The following is a 15,764-nucleotide window of genomic DNA, read 5'->3' on the forward strand; positions in this document are numbered from 1 at the left end:
ATGAGTGCGACGCAGCACACTATCCCTGGTTGGCTAACACCCGATTTCTTAAACGATTGGAGTAAGTGATGAAAATGCAAGCAGCGGTTCTCTGGGGTCCCGGTGAGGACTGGAGCGTCGAGGATGTCGAGCTCGACGGACCCCAGGAAGGTGAGGTGCTCATCCGCTACGAAGCGAGCGGGCTATGCCACTCCGATGATCACGCCCGCACTGGTGATATGCCGATCGCGGTACCCACCGTCGGTGGTCACGAGGGTGCAGGAGTCGTTGAAGAAGTCGGTCCGGGAATCAAGAACCTGCAGCCCGGCGACAAGGTCGTCTGCTCGTTTCTGCCAGCATGCGGGCATTGCCGGTGGTGCTCGACTGGGCAACAGAATCTTTGCGACATGGGCGCGTTCATCCTCGCCGGCACCATGCTCGACGGCAGCTACCGCCGCCGCGCCCGTGGAAAGGACCTCGGCGCCCTATCGTTGCTGGGAACCTTCGCTGAGTATGGGACGGTCCACCAAGAATCCGTGGTGAAGGTCGACGACGACGTTCAGCTTGATCGAGCGTGTCTGCTCGGTTGCGGAGTGACGACAGGTTGGGGGGCAGCGGTCAACACCGCAAAGGTCCAACCGGGCGACACAGTTGTCGTCATCGGCTGCGGCGGCATCGGCGCCAGCGCGATCCAAGGTGCCCGAATAGCGGGCGCCGAAAATATCGTCGCGGTGGATATCGTCGAATCAAAGAAGCAGCAGTTAATACCGCTCGGGGCAACACATTTCTGCACGAGCTTCGAGGAGGCCACTGCGCTTGTTGCAGACCTCACCCGCGGTGTGATGGCCGACTCAGCGATTCTCACAGTGGGGGTTGTCGCCGGCGAAATGATCGGACAGACGCTGGAGTTGGTGCGAAAAGGCGGCGTCGGGGTTGTTACTGGTGTTGCCCCGGCAACTGAGAACACTGCAACCATCCCGTTGATGATGTTCACGCTCTTTCAAAAGCGTTTGGCTGGAAGCCTCTTCGGCGAAGCCAACCCGAGAGCAGATATTCACCGGCTGCTCAGACTGTACCGAGACGGCCAGCTGAAGCTTGACGAGACTGTCACCGCCGAGTACCAACTCAGCGATATCAATCAGGGATATCAAGACATGTTCGATGGCAAGAACATTCGCGGGATCATCACGCACAGCCACTGAGATGCAAGCACGCACGGAGGAACACATGATCGACCAGAACACGCTGTTCATCGGCGGTACATTGTCACCAGCCCACGCGCCAGAGCGGATCGAGGTATTGTCCGCGGCCACCGAAGAAGTCATAGGAAGCGCACCAGCAGCAGATGCGGACGATGTCGACGCCGCGGTTGCCGCGGCACGACGTGCATTCGACGATCCTCGCGGCTGGTCGGCGTGGAGTCCCGACGAGCGCGCAGCAGCGATCGAGCGGTTTGCTGATGAGTTGGAGGCGCGTGCGCCGCAGCTCACCGAATTGGTCTCGTCCCAAAACGGGATGCCGATTGCCATCGCCGGAATGCTCGAGTCCGGGCTTCCCGCGACCGTATACCGGTATTATGCGAACCTCATTCGGACTACGGAACTGGAGCAGACACGTCCAGGCCTACTCGGTGGCCGCGCGATTGTTCGCCAGGCCCCAGTCGGAGTGGTCGCCGCGATCGTGCCGTGGAACTATCCGAACCTGGTCACTGCACTGAAGGTGGCGCCTGCGTTGGCCGCCGGCTGCACCGTAGTGGTGAAGCCCAGCCCAGAAACAGTCTTGGATTCCTACATTTTCGCCGAAGCGGTCGTTGCTGCGAACATACCGGCGGGAGTCATTAACATCGTTCCTGGGCGGGCGAGTACTGGCTCATACCTCGTATCCCACCCAGGCGTCGATAAGGTCACGTTCACCGGATCGACCGCCGTCGGCCGTCAAATCGCAAAGACCTGTGGCGAGCTACTCCGCCCAGTCACGCTCGAGCTCGGTGGAAAGTCGGCAGCGATCATCCTCGACGATGCTGACCTCACTGCGAACATCGAGGGACTTTTTCAGGCGACGCTACTGAATAACGGTCAGACCTGTGTGCTGAATAGCCGAATTCTTGTTCCTCGCACGAGGTTCGACGAGTCCCTCGAACTCTTCGCCGGACTCGTCAACGGTGCCGTCATCGGTGATCCACTTGATCCGAGTACACAGGTCGGACCGTTGGTCAGCGCTGCGCACCGCAACCGAGTGGAGGCACACATCGCAAAGGCCAAGAGAGACGGTGCGAACATTGTTGCCGGCGGCGGTCGGCCAGCCCACCTCGATCGTGGCTGGTATGTCCAACCCACCCTTTTCTCAGACGTTGATCCGTCAAGTTCCCTTGCACAAGAGGAAGTATTCGGACCGGTACTCGCTCTTATGCCATACGACGATATCGGTCAGGCGGTTCAGATCGCCAACGACTCCGCATACGGATTGGCTGGCACCGTATGGACCGCTGATGAGTCTCACGGTATCAAGATCGCCGAACAAATCGAATCCGGCACGGTAGGCGTCAACTACTACATGCTCGATCCCGTTGCGCCATTCGGCGGTATCAAAGCGAGCGGCTTAGGCCGCGAACTCGGTCCCGAAGGTCTCGCGGCGTGCATGCGGACCCACACGACGTATCTGTCAACGAGCGCGTAGCCGCCCGCGTGTCGTTCCTGCCGCACTGTCCACCGCGCGCAGGAACGACACCGCACTGATCGTGAGGTTATTTACATGACGGCGACCCACAACGACTGGCGCTACGGCGACAAAGTCATAGTGCCAGCACCGTACGCAGTGATACCGGCGTTTGGCTACGTCATCGGTGAACCCGACCGTCTCGGATCCATCCCCATTCGCATGGACGACGGATCCGCCAGCTGGTACCACGCAGACACACTCGTCCGGCTTGCAAGATGATGACGTAACCGCGAGGGATGTCCCGGCGATCTTGTGAGACTTTCTTACTGCTAAGAGCTGCGCTTCGCACGGTGCCGGAACCGTCGGTGATGAATCATCCGGCCAGCATCCGTCAACTGACGAAGAACGCCGACCCGATTCAGTACCAACGACTCGCCACCATCCGGTGTCAACGAGCTCTGTCTACCTCTTGGGATGGTCGCCAGCAACACTGACCCCGGCCGTCGACGAGTACAGCTCGCCCCCTGGGCGAGCATCAGTGTGGCGCCCGAATGCCGAAGTTTGTTCGGATGCTAGTGACCAAAGCCGCCCGCGTGGCGAGCCGAGAGAACGTGTGGCTGAGGTTGACTGAGTCCACTGGCGTGCCGACCTCAGTGGAGCACAACGGCCGTGCCCGTGCCTTGCGCTGCCAGCTTGCAGTTTCAGATCGGTCAGACGGCTGCATTGCCGACGCAAGATCCCGACTAGTCTCGGCGTCAGGCACAACACCCGGCTAGAACGCCTGGTCTCGATAGCAGATGCTCTTGTGTATGTCAGGTTGGTTGGCGTGTTTGTGCTGGTAGGACGGTGTTGTAGACCTCGCGGGCAACGTATCTTTTCAGGCATCTGATGGCTTCGCGTTTGGTTTTGCCGTCGGCGATGCAGCGGGCGAGGTAGTCGCGGGTGGGTTGGTGGCGGCGGAGCCGGACGGTGACGATGGTGTGCAGCGCCCGGTTGGCTTGCCGGTTCCCGCCGCGATTGAGGCGGTGTCGCACGGTTTTCCCGCTGGATGCTTCGATCGGCGCGACGCCGCAGAGTTTGGCGAACGCGGCTTCGCTGGTGACGCGGCCGGGGTTGTCACCGAGCGCTACCAATAGGGTGGCGGCGCTGTTGGGTCCGACGCCGTACACGGTGAGCAGGGCTGGGCAGGCGTGGGTGGCGAGGCGGCCGATCTGATGTTGCAGGCTGTCGGCTTCGGCGGCCAGGTGCTGGTACCGAACCGCGAGCCGGTATAGCACCAACAGCACTGATTCTGTTGGGGTGGAAGGATTGTCAGCGAGGCTGAGTTTCGCGCAGGTCGACACCAGGCGGCGTGGGCTCAAACCGGAGAGCTGTTCACGGACCGGGGCGGGTGCGGTGACGAGTAGGTCTTGCATGGTGGTGATGGCGACAGTTTTAGCATGCACGGCACTGGTGCGGGTGAGCGTGAGGATGCGGAGCATCTCGATATCGGCGCTTGTGTGGATCATCGACGATCGATCGCCGCTCGATCGGCGCACTACCCGCGCTTGAGGCCTGCAGGTGCGGCCAGATGTGGCCGGCCTCGACGCCCAGAGCGGTGGCGATGAGGTAGGCCGATTCATCGCTGATCTTCTCGCCCCGCCGCGCCCGCGTGAGGGTGCTGTCCGACACTCCTAGTCGGCGATGCGGTCCACGATCGCACGGCGCTCCATCTCATCCGGTTCGACAGAAGTACTGGAATTGCCCGACGACTCGGCATGAGTCTGCGTGGATGCCGCGCCGCCGTGGTGGTCGTCCGATGCCATGCCCGGCCTTTCTGTCGTGATCGCTGGAGCCGATGGCGCTCACTGTAACCGCTCGGCCGGTGACCATAGTTGGTCCATGTCATAGACCAGCGGCGGGTGGGCCCTTACTGGTCACGCAGCGGCGTGTCGCTGACGTCTGGCTGACTGGTCGGTGACGGCAATTGACAGCCGCTGACCCGAACTGACCTCTGATTGATATGGAACTGACAGCACGGCGTCCTGTTGTGTGGGTTGTGCACCAAACATGGTGCATACCAACTACATTCACTCAGGAGATGCAGTCATGCGTTTGAAAATCGATACGACCGATTCCCGGTTTCTGGTGACCAAGGTTCCGGAAATCAAACTGAGCTTCGATACCGGTGCGCCCCGGCTGGACCCGGCAACAGGGCTGGCCCAGTACGTCGTGCAGATGCTCGCCCTCGACGAGAGCGGCGGCGAAATCCTGAACGCGACGGTCGTGGGTGATCCAAAACTATCTGTCACCCAGCAGGTTTCGGTGACCGGCCTGGTTGCGATTCCCTGGAGTCAGGGAGACAGGTCGGGCCTCGCATTCCGCGCCGCGTCCATCACCCCCGCCGACACCACCGCGGCAACGCGGCAGAAGTAGCAGGTCGGCCAGGACGATCCTGATACGACCGTCCTGGCCGGCCATCGCCGGGCCACGTGTGGGCCCGCACACCAGTCCTCACGTCTCATCGAGACCTCGTTTCGCCTGCGCACCAGAGGAAACCACCTCATGAACAACACCCCCTCAACACCCAGCAGCGGTACACCCGATACCACTGCCGACGACATCGCCGGATCGATCGTGACCGGCGTGTGGCGACTGGTCCGATTCATCCTGGTGTGGGCTTGGCGCCTCCCCGTGGTCTCGGTGCCCGCGATTAGTCTTGGTGTCCTGAACTGGCAGACCGGACTGTTCTGGACCATCTTCGGCGCGGTTCTGATGGTCGTGGTCGTTATTGCGTGGGCGATGTGGTATCTGGCCTCGTTACGACAGATCACGATTGACCGCGTCAGATTCCACCATCTGGTGTGGCGGCGCTACCGGTCCTGGGCCGCCATCTGTGTCGATTGCGGCCTCGCGCGTACCTCGGCCGATCAGATCGCCGTTCCACAACTCGTGCGCGTCCAATTCACGCCGACTGATGATGTGCTGACGGTACGGCCGCTGCGCGGTCAGACCATCACCGATTTCCGCAAAGCCGCCGAGGCGCTCGCAGACGCATTCACCGCCGACAGCGTCACCGTGATCCGTCCGAGTCCGGCAGTCATCACGCTGGCCGTCCGACGCGCCCAGCCGCTCGCCGAACCCATCACCCCGGCCCCGACTGCCTCACCGGCGGCCAGTCGTGGTGGGTCGCGGCGGTGGTCATTGCACCTCGGGCAGCGCGGCGACGGGTCGCCGTGGCGGCTGTCGATCCTGGGGACTCATCTGCTGATCGGTGGGGTCACCGGCGCCGGCAAAGGATCGGTCCTGTGGTCGCTGATCGGCGCCGCCGCACCCCTGACGGCCGCCGGCGACGTGCAAGTGTGGGTGGCTGATCCCAAGGGCGGCATGGAATTCGGCGCCGGTGCACCGTTGTTCGCCCGATTCGCTTACACCCCCGAGGCGATCGCCGAGCTCCTTGCCGACGCTGCCACACTGATGACCGATCGGGCGGGGCGTCTGCGCGGGGTTACCCGGCTACACGCCCCGACATTATCTGACCCGTTGATCATCATCGTGATCGACGAACTCGCGGCTCTGACCGCGTTCGCCGACCGCAGCACCAAAACCGCGATCGACAAGCACCTCGGACTGCTGCTCACCCAGGGTCGCGCAGTCGGTGTGAGTGTGGTTGCCGCCGTGCAAGACCCATCGAAAGAAATCGTGCCGATGCGGCAGCTGTTCCCGGCCCGCCTCGCTTTGCGGATGGCCGAGGCCACCCAGACCACGATGATCCTGGGTCCAGCCGCGGCTGACCGCGGCGGGCCGGCGCATCAGATTCCGGACGATCTGCCCGGGGTCGGCTACCTGGCCCTTGATGGTGCCGCCGCACCAATCCTGGTGCGTGCCTTCCACTACACCGACCGTCACATCGACGACCTGGTCCGCCGCTACGGCCGCGCCGCCGACGACGCCAAATAGGAGATCGGGACAGTGCCGTCACTATCGTCACCCGTACTGCTGCCCACACCGGCAGCGGACTTGGACGCCGCCACCGTGCGGGAAATGCTGCGCCGCGCCGGCGGTCAGCACTACCTGCGGTGGGCAGCACGGGTTCGGGCGACCTGCTACTGCCTGCACCCGATTCACTTGCACCGCCGCCACGGCCTGGTCGCCGCTGACCGGTTCACCATCCGCTGCGGCAACCGCCGTGCCGCTGTCTGCATCTCCTGCTCGCGCCTATATGCCGCAGACACCTGGCAACTGGTGCACGCCGGCATTGTCGGCGGGCACCACAACATCCCCGACACGATCACCGCCCACCCCCAAGTGTTCCTGACGTTGACCGCACCCTCGTTTGGGCAGGTGCACCCTCCTGAGCACCGCACCCGCGGCGGGCAGCCCCGCCGCCCCGGCACCTACGACTACCGCGGGCATGTGCTGTTCAGCTGGTGGGCGCCGACCCTGTGGCAACGCTTCACCATGCGCCTACGGAGACTGCTGGCCGCTCAGCTGACGACGTTGGGGTTGCCGAAAGATACTGTGCGGCTGTCATTCCTGAAGGTGCACGAGAACCAGACTCGACTCATTCCGCACTACCACGCGGTCATCCGCCTCGACCGCCCCGACACCACCAGAAGGCAATGCGACGCAGTCGATTTCCCGGTCAGCAGCAGCGAACTTGCCGCACTCGCCGTCGAAGCCGCCCGCTGGACTCGTCAATCCCGGTCCGGCAGCGTCGCAAGATCGCCGGATACCTCGCCAAGTACGTCACCAAATCAGTCACCGATACAGGGATCAGCCCACGCCCCATCAGCCCAGCCGCCTGCGACGACCCGACCATCGCGACCCAAGTGAGCCCGCACATCCGCCAGATCTGGCGCACCCTGCACGACCTCGCCGATCAGCAGCCCGACGAATACGCAGCGATGGTCCGGTGGCTGCACACCCTCGGCTACCGCGGGCACGTCACCACAAAGTCCCGCCGCTACTCCACCACCCTTGGACACCTGCGCCAGATTCGTGCCCTCTGGCGCCAGCAGCAGACTCCGGCCGACAACGCAGACGAGAGCACCAGCCACCAAGACGACACCGACGCTATCGGTGAGAGAAATTGTGATCCATGGGAATTCGCGGGCACAGGACATCTCACCCACGGTGACTACCAACTCACACTAGCCGCCGCGCACCAACACCTCGAACAACTCTGGGCACGCCGCGATAACTCCGTCCCGCCGGGTGGACCGCCATGACCGCGCCCGCCACCGACGACCGCGCTTCGGCGCAGGTGCCCCGCCGTGATGAGGAGGAATTCCGTGTCTGGCTAACCGAATCCTGTGCACGCCAAGGAGTCCCACTGACCATCACCGACCCCACCATCATCAACCAGGTCGCTGTCCTCCTCAAACACTGACTGGGCTGGACCACAATCGTCGAGGGCAAGTCACCGCTCGCGGTGACGCGGCAGCACCGGCTTGTCAGACGTGCGCGTAACAATCATCCATGCCGGGCATCGCCCCCGATGCCCGGATACCAAACCGATGAATAGGAGCGAATATGCAGGTCAATGTACACACACGGAGCTGGTCACCGTCCCGCAGATTCTTCTGGTGGTTCCCGGCAATCAGCGGCGCGCTTGTCCTGACTGTCAGTGCCGGATGGGTGATGCTCGGAGCATCGGTGCTCGCGCTGTTGCACATCACCGGCACGGCCGGCCCGATGCATGTCGCGGACTATTCACTGGGTTTCGTTGGTCTCGGCGTGGTCGCCGCGATGATCATGTTCGGCGTTGCGGCACCGTATTCGATGACCGCACACCTGAGCAAAGGTGTGGTTGTGTCCACGACCGGCGGCCCTCACACTCGGCATCGCCGGCATCCTCGCCGCTGCCACCTTGGCCGCGTGCGGCGAACAAACCGTCAATGAGGGCATCCCGCCCCTCGAATCGGCCACGGCCACCTCGACCGCCCATGCGGACTCGATTACCGACACCTCTGACTTGCGTAATCTGATGGCGATCTCCACACACGTCTTCAGCGGCCGTGTCGAATCAGCTGCTGGCGCCAAGGCACTCGGGCCGCTCCCCGAAACTCAGTACAGCGTGCTCACCAAAACAGCGATCAAGGGCGAAGTCTTCGAGAGCGTGGTAGTCAACCAGCAAGGCGGAGTCAAAGACGGTGTCTACATTTCCGTCAACGGCGACACACCACTCAAGGTCGGCCAGTGGTACCTGTTCGCCACCCGCTACCTCGAGTCCGAGGAGTGGTACACCCTCATCCCGGTTGACGGCCGCAAACCGGTGACCGAACAGCAAGCCCGCGGCAGAGCCTCCGCGCCCCTGGCCGAGGCTGAGGCCGCGGTGCGCGCCAACCCCCAAAGCCGGCTCGCACCACCGGACCCACCGAGCCTGTCGATGACCTTCCCGATTCCCCAACCCGGCGACCGCAACCCACCTCCACCCTCACCGGCGCCACCCGGCTGAATCATGAAGTAGCCAGTGGCGGCATATGGAAAGCGTTGGGGGAGATAGCTTGCCAGGCTCGATCGAGTTGACATAAGGCTGTCGGTCACGAACCGAGGTGTTCCGATGGTTCGAGATTACTCGGGGACGTCATCCTTCGCTGAGCCGGATGCTCGCGAGCACCCCGTGATGATCGGAGCCCGGCAGATCGATCCGCTGGAACGATGTCGGTGTCGGGCCATTGCGTGTCAGCACCCGGTCGAGCGCAAGCAGCGACGGGTAGGGCCGGCCGGCAGGATAGGTCGCGACGACGCCCGATCCGAGATGCTCGGCGGCGTCGGTCAGCTGGGGCGAATCCGGCGGTCCCGACAGTAGCTGCCGGAAGGAGCGGTGATCGTAGGTCGAGTTCGCATCGGCGCCGATGATCAGTGGATCTGTGTCGGCGAAGAGGATCGAGTGCAACTCGCGGAGCTCGGCATCCCAGCGCCACGACGGTTCGGGATACGGCGGCAACGGGTGCAGTGCATAGATCGAAATTGGCGATCGGTTCGGAAGCAACAGTCGCGCACGAAGATTCGACAGTTCGAACCCACGCAAGAGTTGCCCGTCGGTCAGCGGGGCCCGCGCATAGATGCCAGCTCCACCTCCACCGTCTCGGGGACGAAGAAACGCAAACGGCAAGGCTTGCCGCAACCCGGCGCGCTCGAGGGCTCCCACCGCCTCAGACGTCAGCTCGACCACCGTCACGACGTCAACGCCTGAGTCGCGCACCCGCGACACTAGCGCGTCCGGATCAGCCTGCCCGAGATAGATATTGGCCTGCATCACGGTCAGGTCCGAGTCCGAGACTTGTTCGTCCGCCCCCCGATACAGCGGGGCCTGCGCCGTCACGCCCACGGCGATGACGAGCACAGCTCCCGCCGCGGAGAGCCAGGCGCGCGCAGCGAGCAACAGCAGCAGACCGACGACGCCGACGATGATCAGCACCGGCGTGAACGCCGCCACCCGGGACACGAGATTGCTGACCAGGCCAGAATAGTGGGCAGCAATCCCGGCAGCAGCGGCGAGGACCGCACCCCACCCGAGCGCTCGTAGCAGTCCACGCATGCGGCCGATCATGCCAGGACCGCTGTCGCGCTCTCTGGCGGGTGATCGTCGAGTGCAGGCTGTCGGCGACAGGGGCTGTCAGCCAAGCCACCAGTCGGTTCGATCTATGGTGACCGTTACGAGCCGGACGCTTCGTTATCGACGCAGTTGCCCAGGCGAGAACTTGCGCACGCATTGACGCCGACGCGTAGTCGGCCACAATGTACCCGCTGGTCAACCAAGCGCACCGTCGGAGCTGCGCAGAGCTCGAAGAATCGATTTTGGGGCCAGCGGGGAGAAACTAACCTGGATAGTAGTAACCTGTCTGTGGCTCGTTCGATATCGAACTGTTTTCATCCGGACTGACGCTTGGACTGAAGGACTCCTCTTGGCACGGCATCGCAAAGCTGATCCCAGCCCGCCCTCCGCTGGTATCTCTGCGTTCCGGCGCGGCGCATCGGCGAGCCTCACCCCTGGACTCGCGGGGCCCCAGCATTCACACGTCGTGCATGCGGCCGGGCGACACCGAATGCCTGTCCAACCCGAGGTGTCGGCTGGGTTCACGCGGCCCATCTTCTCGGGCGCCCCGGTGCCCTCCTACTCGCCGCATGCTCGATCGACGACGGCGCCCGGGGCGTCGCTGTCATACCCACCTCGCAGTGGCCGTCCACACACTGCGCGCTCGCGTACTGCCTTGCCCCGCCAAGCCGGGCCTGGCCATCGAGCTTTCGGGCCGCCTCGCTCACAGCGCCCGCTCGACCTCGGCAGGCATCCATCGGCAGCGCCTACCGCACCGTGGGAGCGGGCGTTGTGGGTCGTTGAACCTCAGTCCAGCGAGCAAGCTCAGTCAGGCTTTCTCGAGGTGCTCGAGGGCGAGGAGGTCTCGGGCACCTCAACTCGGTCGGCGGCTGCGGCCGGGTTGGGTGGATCACTCATGGCCGCGGTGGTTCTATGCGCTGCCGGCGGGACTGCGGCCACTGCGGTCGCCGATCGACACGACCTGACGGTCACTCCCCTGACTCAGGCTGGCGTGCCCGTCGACGTCCAGCCCGCAGCAGCCCCACGCTCTGTAACCGTCGGATCGGTGGACGAACAGCGAAGCCGCACGTCGGCACGTGCATCGTCACGCGATGAGCTGACCTCGGCTATGCGAGAACTGACACAGCCAGATCGCGCGCGGCCGCCTGAACCCCCGGTGCCGCAACGGCCGCGGTCGGCGGCACCGACCTACGGCACCGTGACCTCGAGTTACGGAGCTCGATGGAGTACCACGCACTATGGCCTCGACATCGCCAACACGATTGGCACACCGGTGGTCTCGACCAGCGACGGGCAGATCATCGAATCCGGTCCGGCTGATGGCTTCGGTCTATGGATACGAGTGCTGCAAGACGACGGCACGATCGGCGTGTACGGGCACATCAACGAGACACTGGTGAGCGTCGGACAGCGAGTCCTGGCCGGCGAGCAGATCGCAACGGTAGGAAACCGCGGCTACTCCACCGGCCCACACCTGCACTACGAGGTCTGGCAGCAAGATGGACCCAAACTCGATCCTGCACAGTGGCTGAGAACCCGGGGAGTCTACGTCGTCGGATGACCCGCCTCATCGGCGCGGGAGGTGTGACGACGAGTGGTCCCGCTCAGGTGTCGCGAGCTTCGAGGCGGGACTAGGTCGGGCCAAATCCGCGGGCGCAGTGATCGGTTCGACGGCCACACAGATGGGCGCCTACCCCGATCGTTTGAGAGGATCGGTGTGCGGGTGGTTGTGGTCATTGAGGGTGAACTGCGTTGGTTTCACCGATCCGGCAGACTGCACTGCATGTTCCGGCACCTGTCGGACAGGCGGCCTGCTGACCATGTTTGCTGGTCTGATATCAACCTATGGCGCGTCCGGTCTGGCGAGTCCCTTCTTGGTTGCTCGGCGGGAGTCCATTGCTTCGGCCCGGTGATTGATACGAGTTCGTAGGGGTTTGAGGACGATCATCGAGACTGGACTACTGAGAATCACGGCGAGCACGACGGCTACGAAAAACGGGACGTCCACGTCAATTAGGTAGGCGACCAACAGAACTAGTCCAGTTAGCGCAGCAGCGAGTGCTAGGCGCGCGACGTTGTACAGCAGCGTGATGGCGACCAGGGATCTGGCTGAAGAGGCTGGCGTGGTGGTGGCGCTGTGAGAAGTGTTTGTGCGCATGGTCGATGTGGCTCCGTGTGGGGTGAATGCGATCGGGATGGATTGTGACGCGACAGTTGGCTCGGTGCCGCGTCCTGCAGCGGGGGCGGTTCATGAGATGAGATCTGTACGGATGTGAAAGTTCATGGCTGATGTGCGCGCCGTGGTCGGCGGTTTGTCGGCCCTGGCTGGGTCAGCCATCGCCGCGCCTGCTGGTCGAAGTCCTCGCCCCACCCGGCCTGATCGGTGCGGGCCAGTCCCGCGATTGTTACTGCGGTGCGTCGTTGGCCGTCGACTTCGACGGGCACTAGCCGCACCCAGATTCGGCGACGCCGGACAAGTAGAGACACAAGTAACCCAGCCAGCATCACGGTCGCCGACAACAGAACCCAGTTCTGTGCCGGCCCGTGTGATACCTGCATGGACACGAAGCGTTCATACCCATCAAAGCGCACCACGGTGCCATCGGCGATGGTGTGAGTCTGTCCCGGGCTGAGATTGACCTGTGCCCGCTGCTGGAGCCGACCCTGCTCGATGAGCGCTCGGTTCAAGGAGTACGCATTCTGCGGGCGACCGGTATCCAGTCCGGTGTCGCCTTGGTAGATCCTGATCGCCACATACGGATCATTCGGCACGGGAAACGATGAGGTGAGCAGGGTTCCTTGGAATGCTGCGGTGGGCGCGAATAGGCCCTCGATCGCGATCTGTCGATTGCGACGTTCGTCTGGGTCGGGGTAGAGGCCGGCTGGGGTATCGAAACGGGCCGCGCCGGAGGACAGCATCGTCTGCAAGTTGTCGGGAATGAAAAGTACTGTCTGAGTGCGTTGCTCACCGTTGGGGAACGTCACAGTGAACGTCGGTGCGAAGCCGTTGCCGAGGACATAGACGCGGTCGCCAGCTACTCGCAGCGGTTCGTTCACTCGGACGCGTGCAGTGCTCCACGTATCGGGATCGGACTGTCGCACGTCCCCGGTGTAGGTGACGTCGGCTTCGTACATGTCGGGCTGACCGCTCGGCAGGAACCGGGCATCGAAGCCCTCGACGCGGACACAGAATGGTGAGAGATCGGTGCCATCGACGAGGCTGCCTGCACGGAATGAGTCATAAACCGCGGTCGAGGTGTTGCACAACCCTTGTGTGCCATCGGCGACGAGACTGCGGGTGCCTTCGTAGCCGTAGAGTTTGTCGGCCGCGATCGATATCAGCAAGGCGAGTAGGGCGAAGTGGAACACGAGGTTGCCCCACTCGCGAAGGTAACCCTTTTCTGCGGAGATCTCTACGGCTGCGGTGGGTCGGTGCGCATTCGCTGGTCGTGTGGTGGTGGCTCGGCGCCAGCCCCGGAGGTTGGCGTTGATGAGGGTAGCAACCTCTTCGGGTGTTCCTTCTACGGTGTCCTCGAGGTGCCGCGGCAGGCGGGTGAGGTTGCGCGGCGCGGGAACTGGACGGGCTCGGACCGCTCGCAGATGCTCGAGGATCCGGGGAGTGAGGCATCCCACAAGCGACACGAACAGCAGGACGTAGATCGCGGTGAACCACGAGCTGGCGAAGACGTCGAAGAGCTGCAGTCTGTCCATCCAAGTGCCGAGGGCGCCGCGGTCGGCAATGTACTGGGCAGTCTTCTGCTCGTTGAGTGGGCGCTGCGGCAGCAGAGCGCCCGGGATGGCGGCCGCAGCCAACAGGAACAGCAGCACGAGTGCTGTTTTCATCGACGTCAGCGAGCGCCACAATCTGCGCAGGGGGCCAAGCGCCGGGTGTACTCGTCGCGGCGTCGGCGCTTCGATGGTGCCGGTGTGCATCATCGTCGTCGTATGGGTAACGCCGCACCCGGGAAGTCGTCATCCCTCGCGAGAGAACAGAGTGCGCGGTCGGCGACGTGATCCTGAGCTGTCTGCCAGTCGACTCCCAGCATCATCGGCCGCCGGGACTTCCTCGCCCGCATCGCCATCCGGGTCCCACCTGCTCTTCCTGCCCACATCAAAATACTACGTAGCGTAGTATTTCGACACGCAGATGACAAGCAGGGATGCGCCCCGCTGCGGCGCACTCGTACTTGCAGGCCGTCGAAGACGTCACCCCACCAACCAAGCTCACGAAGCCTCGTCATGTGCCGCCCCATCAACTACGGTGTACCGAATAGTTGTATTCGGTAGACCGAACTTTGTGATTGAGGGGCGGCAATGCGAGAGGTCATGGCTTCGGCTCGTCCGCGGTTCGCGCGAGCTCGGTCTGGGTCCCTACTGCTCGGTCCGGCCTTCGTCGCAGCCATCGCCTATGTTGATCCCGGCAATGTCGCGTCCAATATCAGCGCTGGCGCCCAGTTCGGCTACCTCCTCGTGTGGGTGATCGTGGTTGCGAACGTGATGGCAGGGTTGGTGCAGTTCCTTTCTGCCAAGCTCGGGGTGGTCACGGGCAGGTCATTGCCTGAGACGGTGCGTCTGCGCGCGTCGCGGACCGCCAGGCTCTCCTACTGGGTGCAGGCTGAGATTGTCGCTATGGCAACCGATCTCGCCGAAGTGGTGGGCGGAGCTATCGCGCTGAATCTGCTCTTCGACCTGCCGTTGCTCATCGGTGGCGTCATCACAGGTTCGGTGTCGATGGTCTTACTTCTTGTCCAAGACCGCAGAGGGCAGCAACCGTTCGAGCGGGTGATCATTGGCTTGCTGGCTGTCATTGCCATCGGTTTTCTGACAAGCGCCGTGGTGGCACCACCTCCCCCCGGGGCTGTCATGGGGGGCCTCTTGCCGCGGTTCGATGGCACGGAAAGCGTGCTGATCGCGGCCGCCATGTTGGGTGCGACGGTGATGCCTCACGCGGTGTATCTGCATTCAGGTTTGGTGCGGGATCGACACGGCCATCAACCGGAGGGGCCGATCCGGTCGCGGCTGTTGCGTGTGACGAAGATTGATGTCGGTCTGGCGATGCTGCTGGCGGGCGCGGTCAACCTGTCCATGCTGCTGGTGGCAGCAACCACTTTGCGTGGCCGTGAAGGGGTCGATTCGATCGACGGAGCGCATGCGGCGGTCGCCGACACCTTGGGGCAAGTGGTGGCGTTGCTGTTCGCGCTGGGGCTTCTTGCCTCGGGGCTGGCATCAACCTCGGTCGGGGCGTACGCCGGCGCGATGATCATGGACGGGCTGTTGCAGCGCAGGATTCCGCTCATACTCCGACGCCTGATCACCCTGGTACCTGCCATCACAGTGTTGGCCATCGGAATTGATCCCAGCCGAGCTCTGATTGTCTCGCAGGTCGTTCTGTCCTTCGGCATCCCCTTCGCACTGGTTCCGTTAGTGCGTTTCACCAGCGACAGGATGCTGATGGGCGAGGATGTGAACAATCGACTCACCACGTCGCTGGCCTGGCTGACTGCAGCGGTCATCATCGTGCTCAACGTCGCCTTGATCTACCTGACAGTCACCGGTTAAGCGAGTCCGCGCGACGGTTCGATCC

General features: G+C 63.3%; 14 protein-coding genes and 1 pseudogene. 10 read left to right on the forward strand and 5 right to left on the reverse strand.

The window, feature by feature from the left end; all coding sequences use genetic code 11:
- Positions 1–68 precede the first annotated feature (68 nt).
- A complete protein-coding gene (locus tag NWF34_RS11845) occupies positions 69–1,181 on the forward strand; it encodes an NDMA-dependent alcohol dehydrogenase (RefSeq protein WP_258325138.1) in 1,113 nt (370 codons plus the stop codon).
- Between the two features lie 25 nt (positions 1,182–1,206).
- Entirely contained in the window at positions 1,207–2,655 is a 1,449-nt protein-coding gene (locus NWF34_RS11850; RefSeq protein WP_182374527.1) for an aldehyde dehydrogenase, read from the forward strand.
- 794 nt (positions 2,656–3,449) lie between these two features.
- Here the strand turns inward: NWF34_RS11850 and NWF34_RS11855 are convergent.
- Both NWF34_RS11855 and NWF34_RS11860 read right to left on the reverse strand, forming a co-directional pair.
- The gene (locus NWF34_RS11855; RefSeq protein ID WP_182374526.1) at positions 3,450–4,145 is read right to left on the reverse strand and encodes a transposase; all 696 of its coding nucleotides are present in this window, start codon (positions 4,143–4,145) and stop codon (positions 3,450–3,452) included.
- A gap of 165 nt (positions 4,146–4,310) precedes the next feature.
- Positions 4,311–4,442: a hypothetical protein gene (locus NWF34_RS11860; protein ID WP_258325139.1), complete on the reverse strand. Its 132-nt coding sequence runs from the start codon at positions 4,440–4,442 to the stop codon at positions 4,311–4,313.
- 283 nt (positions 4,443–4,725) lie between these two features.
- Between NWF34_RS11860 and NWF34_RS11865 the strand changes: the two genes are divergently transcribed.
- The 6 genes and pseudogenes from NWF34_RS11865 to NWF34_RS11895 all read left to right on the forward strand — a co-directional run bounded on the left by NWF34_RS11865 (position 4,726) and on the right by NWF34_RS11895 (position 9,076).
- Positions 4,726–5,052, forward strand: a complete 327-nt coding sequence (locus NWF34_RS11865; protein ID WP_182374525.1) for a hypothetical protein — start codon at positions 4,726–4,728, stop codon at positions 5,050–5,052.
- A gap of 129 nt (positions 5,053–5,181) precedes the next feature.
- Positions 5,182–6,576, forward strand: a complete 1,395-nt coding sequence (locus NWF34_RS11870) for an FtsK/SpoIIIE domain-containing protein (RefSeq protein ID WP_182374594.1) — start codon at positions 5,182–5,184, stop codon at positions 6,574–6,576.
- Between the two features lie 84 nt (positions 6,577–6,660).
- Positions 6,661–7,847: pseudogene (locus tag NWF34_RS25445) on the forward strand (replication initiator).
- Positions 7,844–8,008, forward strand: a complete 165-nt coding sequence (locus NWF34_RS11885) for a hypothetical protein (RefSeq protein ID WP_182374591.1) — start codon at positions 7,844–7,846, stop codon at positions 8,006–8,008. Before NWF34_RS25445 ends, NWF34_RS11885 begins: the two are co-directional and overlap by 4 nt.
- A 143-nt stretch (positions 8,009–8,151) precedes the next feature.
- Positions 8,152–8,520, forward strand: coding sequence for a hypothetical protein (locus NWF34_RS11890; RefSeq protein WP_258325140.1), 369 nt, complete (start codon positions 8,152–8,154; stop codon positions 8,518–8,520).
- Complete coding sequence (locus NWF34_RS11895) at positions 8,489–9,076, forward strand: hypothetical protein (protein WP_258325141.1); 588 nt, start codon at positions 8,489–8,491, stop codon at positions 9,074–9,076. Before NWF34_RS11890 ends, NWF34_RS11895 begins: the two co-directional genes overlap by 32 nt.
- Before the next feature lie 129 nt (positions 9,077–9,205).
- Here the strand turns inward: NWF34_RS11895 and NWF34_RS11900 are convergent, their stop codons facing one another.
- The gene (locus tag NWF34_RS11900; protein ID WP_211540800.1) at positions 9,206–10,174 is read right to left on the reverse strand and encodes an endonuclease/exonuclease/phosphatase family protein; all 969 of its coding nucleotides are present in this window, start codon (positions 10,172–10,174) and stop codon (positions 9,206–9,208) included.
- A 1,162-nt stretch (positions 10,175–11,336) separates the two neighbouring features.
- Here NWF34_RS11900 and NWF34_RS25450 point away from each other — a divergent pair.
- Entirely contained in the window at positions 11,337–11,741 is a 405-nt protein-coding gene (locus NWF34_RS25450; protein ID WP_375295651.1) for a M23 family metallopeptidase, read from the forward strand.
- Between the two features lie 282 nt (positions 11,742–12,023).
- On the opposite strand, the gene NWF34_RS25455 is transcribed toward NWF34_RS25450, so the two are convergent.
- Both NWF34_RS25455 and NWF34_RS11910 read right to left on the reverse strand, forming a co-directional pair.
- Complete coding sequence (locus NWF34_RS25455; protein WP_211540798.1) at positions 12,024–12,338, reverse strand: DUF4229 domain-containing protein; 315 nt, start codon at positions 12,336–12,338, stop codon at positions 12,024–12,026.
- A 122-nt stretch (positions 12,339–12,460) separates the two neighbouring features.
- Positions 12,461–14,116, reverse strand: coding sequence for a cytochrome c biogenesis protein ResB (locus NWF34_RS11910; RefSeq protein WP_249146427.1), 1,656 nt, complete (start codon positions 14,114–14,116; stop codon positions 12,461–12,463).
- A 378-nt stretch (positions 14,117–14,494) separates the two neighbouring features.
- Between NWF34_RS11910 and NWF34_RS11915 the strand changes: the two genes are divergently transcribed.
- Positions 14,495–15,739: an Nramp family divalent metal transporter gene (locus NWF34_RS11915; protein WP_211540797.1), complete on the forward strand. Its 1,245-nt coding sequence runs from the start codon at positions 14,495–14,497 to the stop codon at positions 15,737–15,739.
- Positions 15,740–15,764 lie beyond the last annotated feature (25 nt).

Source organism: Gordonia sp. GONU (assembly GCF_024733855.1).
In the GTDB taxonomy this organism is placed as follows: domain Bacteria; phylum Actinomycetota; class Actinomycetes; order Mycobacteriales; family Mycobacteriaceae; genus Gordonia; species Gordonia amicalis.